At 64.0% G+C, this 3,921-nt stretch carries 7 protein-coding genes; 1 reads left to right on the plus strand and 6 read right to left on the minus strand.

The genetic code is table 11. The features are described from left to right. Nucleotides 1-206 (plus strand): hypothetical protein (locus tag ACT3T5_RS19420; protein WP_444595314.1); only part of this gene is annotated, 206 nt, incomplete at its 5' end. A gap of 484 nt (nt 207-690) precedes the next feature. Here ACT3T5_RS19420 and msrA (ACT3T5_RS19425) read toward each other — a convergent pair. The 6 genes from msrA (ACT3T5_RS19425) to msrB (ACT3T5_RS19450) form a co-directional block, all read right to left on the minus strand. Beyond that, a complete protein-coding gene (gene msrA / locus ACT3T5_RS19425) occupies nt 691-1,248 on the minus strand; it encodes a peptide-methionine (S)-S-oxide reductase MsrA (RefSeq protein ID WP_135010942.1) in 558 nt (185 codons plus the stop codon). Then, nucleotides 1,245-1,721, minus strand: coding sequence for a peptide-methionine (R)-S-oxide reductase MsrB (gene msrB / locus ACT3T5_RS19430; protein WP_135010941.1), 477 nt, complete (start codon nt 1,719-1,721; stop codon nt 1,245-1,247). The genes msrA (ACT3T5_RS19425) and msrB (ACT3T5_RS19430) overlap by 4 nt, the downstream gene beginning before the upstream one ends. Before the next feature lie 129 nt (nt 1,722-1,850). Continuing rightward, entirely contained in the window at nt 1,851-2,291 is a 441-nt protein-coding gene (locus ACT3T5_RS19435) for a carboxymuconolactone decarboxylase family protein (protein ID WP_200829467.1), read from the minus strand. A gap of 70 nt (nt 2,292-2,361) precedes the next feature. Then, nucleotides 2,362-2,781: a GNAT family N-acetyltransferase gene (locus ACT3T5_RS19440; RefSeq protein WP_444595315.1), complete on the minus strand. Its 420-nt coding sequence runs from the start codon at nt 2,779-2,781 to the stop codon at nt 2,362-2,364. Nucleotides 2,782-2,833: 52 nt separating this feature from the next. Then, nucleotides 2,834-3,394 (minus strand): peptide-methionine (S)-S-oxide reductase MsrA, encoded by a 561-nt coding sequence (gene msrA / locus ACT3T5_RS19445; RefSeq protein WP_135010939.1) that lies wholly within the window; start codon nt 3,392-3,394, stop codon nt 2,834-2,836. Continuing rightward, complete coding sequence (gene msrB, locus ACT3T5_RS19450; RefSeq protein WP_135010938.1) at nt 3,391-3,867, minus strand: peptide-methionine (R)-S-oxide reductase MsrB; 477 nt, start codon at nt 3,865-3,867, stop codon at nt 3,391-3,393. The genes msrA (ACT3T5_RS19445) and msrB (ACT3T5_RS19450) overlap by 4 nt, the downstream gene beginning before the upstream one ends. Nucleotides 3,868-3,921: the final 54 nt, after the last annotated feature.

Below are 3,921 nucleotides of genomic sequence, written 5' to 3' on the forward strand. Positions count from 1 at the left end.
TTAGCGTGGCAGCGACCAACGCGGTCGGGTCCGACACCACGGTGATCGGGCTCGTTGTCATGACGGGACAAGAGCGAGATCTCGCCGCGACTTGCGTGCGGCATGTCGCCGTGGAACCGCCCGAGCGCGGCGACGGTCTCGTCTTTCACGCCGCCGACCTCCGGCGCGCGAACATCTACGAGCTCATCGAGGAGGCCGTTGTTTGATGGAGACCGCGTTTAGCACGAAGGCGAGGGCCGACGCTCCGTACGCTGGGGGAAGCCGATCATGAAGCATGGTGACGTCGTCCTCGCCGAAGACATTGCCTACGCGGTGACAAGAGGACCTCTCCGATACGCAGACGGGGCGACACAGACGTTCGACCCCGCCGGCGGCACTGTGTATGTCGAGTATGGGCGGTCCACTCGCGGCGAATGGTACCTCGACGCGACGGGGCGTTTCTGCTCTTTCTGGCCTCCGAGCTACCGGGCCTGCTATGAAGTTCGATGGATCGTTGAAGACCATCTTGTTGCTGGGCTCAGCTTCCGGAATGGGTCGTACGCCGCGGAAGGGCGGTACGAGACGCCCATGCTCGACGAGCTTGTGATGAACGAGCTGCAGGTCTGGGCCGACGACGGCGGAGCTCACTAGCCGCTTCCCTATCGACCGGGAGGGTGTGTTCACCGTGGTGAGCACACCCTCCGCCTTTGATCAGATCGCCGCATGCGCCGCGCGAGGCGGAAGCACCCAACCTGCACGGGGGAAGTGACAGGTGTAGCCGTTCGGATACCGCTCCAGGTAGTCCTGGTGCTCAGGCTCTGCCTCCCAGAACGGGCCTGCCGGCTCGATTGTGGTCGCGACGCTGCCCGGCCACAGGCCGGAGGCGTCCACGTCTGCGATGGTGTCGCGGGCGGTCTTCTCCTGCTCCAAGGTGACGGGGAAGATCGCTGAGCGGTAGCTGGAGCCGATGTCGTTGCCCTGGCGGTTGACGGTGGTCGGATCGTGGATCTGGAAGAAGAATGCCAGGAGATCACGGTAGGTGGTCCTGGCGGGGTCGAAGACCACCTCCAGCGCCTCTGCGTGACCGGGATGACGATGGTAGGTGGCGTGGCTGTTGCGACCGCCGGTGTAGCCGACTCGTGTCTGCAGCACGCCTGGCTGGCGGCGGACCAGGTCCTCCATGCCCCAGAAGCAGCCGCCGGCGAGAACCGCCGTCTCTGTGCCGGGTGTGCGGGTGATCTGGCCGGTGTCGTGGATGCCACTGGTCATGATGCGTTCTCCTCGGTGGTGTCGGTGGTGTCGAACAGGGAGTGGTACTCGCCGTATCCCTGTGCCTCGAGCTCCGCTGCGGGGATGAAACGGAGTGCGGCCGAGTTCATGCAGTAGCGCAATCCCCCGGCGTCGGCGGGGCCGTCGTCGAAGACGTGCCCGAGATGACTGTCGGCTCCTGTGGATCGGACCTCAGTGCGCTCCATCCAGAGCTTCCGGTCGGTCTTGGTGTGGACGGCGTCCGACTGGATCGGTCGGGTGAAGCTCGGCCATCCGGTGCCGCTCTCGTACTTGTCGGTGGATGAGAACAGGGGCTGGCCCGAGACGACGTCGACGTAGATGCCTGGCTCGTGGTTGCTCCAGTACTCGTTGCGGAACGACGGCTCGGTGCCGTCCTCCTGGGTCACGCGGTACTGCATCGGGGTGAGACGGCTGAGCGCCTCGGACGTCTTGGGGTAGTTACTGCTGGGCACGATTCCTCCGATTCTGCCGCCGCTGGCTTGCGGCGTCACTGGAGATAACGTCGGAAGTGGACCTTTTGGTCCCGATATCCTGGAAGCCTGCTGTGACTTTCGTGACGTTGCGGGGCGTCCTTCTCGACTCTAGGAGAGCTTCCCTTCAGCATCTCGCGCTCGCACGGGGTGCTCGCTGAGGATGGAGATCCTGTTGAAGATGTTGATGGTGGTGGCCACCCATTCGGCGCTGATGAAAGTTTCCTGGCCGAGGGTGTTTCGGGCGGCGAGGAGGTCGGCTTTGCTGTCTTCGCTCAGCGGGAGCGTGGTCGCTGTCTCGGCGACTGCGAGCAGCGCTGCTTCCCGGTCGCTGAAGAGCGTGGATTCCCGCCATGCCGGGAGCAGGTCGAGCTTCTGCTGCGGCACGCCCAGCTTCCGGGCTTGCCGGGAGTGGAGGTCTAGGCAGAAGACGCATCCGTTGAGCTGCGAGACGCGGATCTTGATGATCTCGCCTTCCGCGGATGACAGCCCCGTGCTGAGTGGTCTCCTTGGAAATGGCGCTAGCGAAGGTCGTCGCTGCCTTCCACGCATCGGGAAGGGCTTTGTCCATGTACGGGAGCGAGTGTTCTTCGAGATGAGTCATGGCTGCCTCTCGTGCGGCTCAGTGCCGTCGCCCGTGCCTGCGTGAGTGGGCGTTGCCGGGGAAGGTGGGATCGACGACATCTGCGTACTCGGGATGGGAGTGGACGAATGCGGTGGCGAATGGACACGTCAGGGTCACGGTTCGGCCTTCGGCGCGAAGCTTGTTGAGGACGCCGCCGAGGAGCTTGCCGGCAAGCCCTTTTCCGCGGAACTCAGGAAACACGGATGTCGCGAGCAGAGTCACCCGATTGCCGGTCTCGGCGTACAGAAGTCCCGCGACGGTGCGGTCCTCGATGCGGAGTTCGTAGACCGATGCGCTCTCATTGTTGGCGATGTTCGTGACTTTGGCGAGCGAGTCGGCGGTCCCGGACATGTCCAGTTCTCCGAGCACCTGATCGGTGCCTCGCAGCGTGACCATGCCCTCCTGACTGCTGTCCATGTGTGTCCTGTTTCCGGCGCGTTCGTCTGAGGTTGCCTGAGGTCCGACGTCGCTATGCTCGTGTGTCCGTCTCGGTTCGGCTCGGCAGCACCCAGTCGGGGCGTTCGAAGTGGCACGTGTAGCCGTTGGGATACGTGATCAGGTAATCCTGGTGTTCGGGCTCGGCTTCCCAGAACGAGCCGGCGGGCTCGATGGTGGTGACGGCCCTCCCCGGCCACAGACCGGATGCGTCGACGTCGGCGATCGTCTCGCGGGCGATCTGCTCCTGTTGCATGGAGGTGGGGAAGATCGCGGAGCGGTAGCTGGTGCCGTAGTCGTTGCCCTGGCTGTTGAGGGTCGTGGGGTCGTGGACCTGGAAGAAGTAGGCGAGGATGTCGCGGTAGGTCGTCTGGGTCGGGTCGAAGACGATCTCAATCGCCTCGGCGTGACCGGGGTGGTTGCGGTACGTGGCGTGGTCATTCTCGCCTCCCGTGTAGCCGACCCGCGTGTCAACTACGCCCGGCTGGTGGCGGAACAGGTCCTCCATGCCCCAGAAGCAGCCACCGGCGAGGATGGCGGTCTCGGTGTCGGGATTGCGGGTGATCCTGCCGGTGTCGTCAACGCCGTCGCTCATGCCACAACTCCTGTCGATTCGGCATCCCCATCGAACAGGGATCGGTACTGCCCGTATCCCTCTTCCTCGAGGGATGAGGCCGGGACGAAACGCAGGGCTGCGGAATTCATGCAGTACCGAAGCCCGCCGGCATCGTGCGGACCGTCGGGGAAGACGTGGCCGAGGTGGCTGTCCGCACCGGTCGAGCGCACCTCGATTCGGGGCGTGGTCAGCTGGTGATCAGTTCTGGTTTCCAGAGCTTCGTCGTCGATCGGCTTGGTGAAGCTGGGCCAGCCTGTGCCGCTGTCGTACTTATCGTTCGAGGAAAAGAGCGGCTGCCCGGAGACGATGTCGACGTAAATCCCGGGCTCGTCGTTCGCCCAGTATTCGTTGTCGTAGGCAGGCTCGGTGCCGTCCTCCTGCGTGATCTGCCGCTGATGTTCCGTGAGGCGGTTCAGCGCCTCATCGGTCTTGGTATAACCCTTGGCGCTCACTGTTCCTCCTCGTTGTGGCGGTCGATGCCTACAGTAGGCCAGTATGGACCTTAG

The sequence above is a fragment of the Brachybacterium sp. AOP3-A1-3 genome, from assembly GCF_052378285.1.
In the GTDB taxonomy this organism is placed as follows: domain Bacteria; phylum Actinomycetota; class Actinomycetes; order Actinomycetales; family Dermabacteraceae; genus Brachybacterium.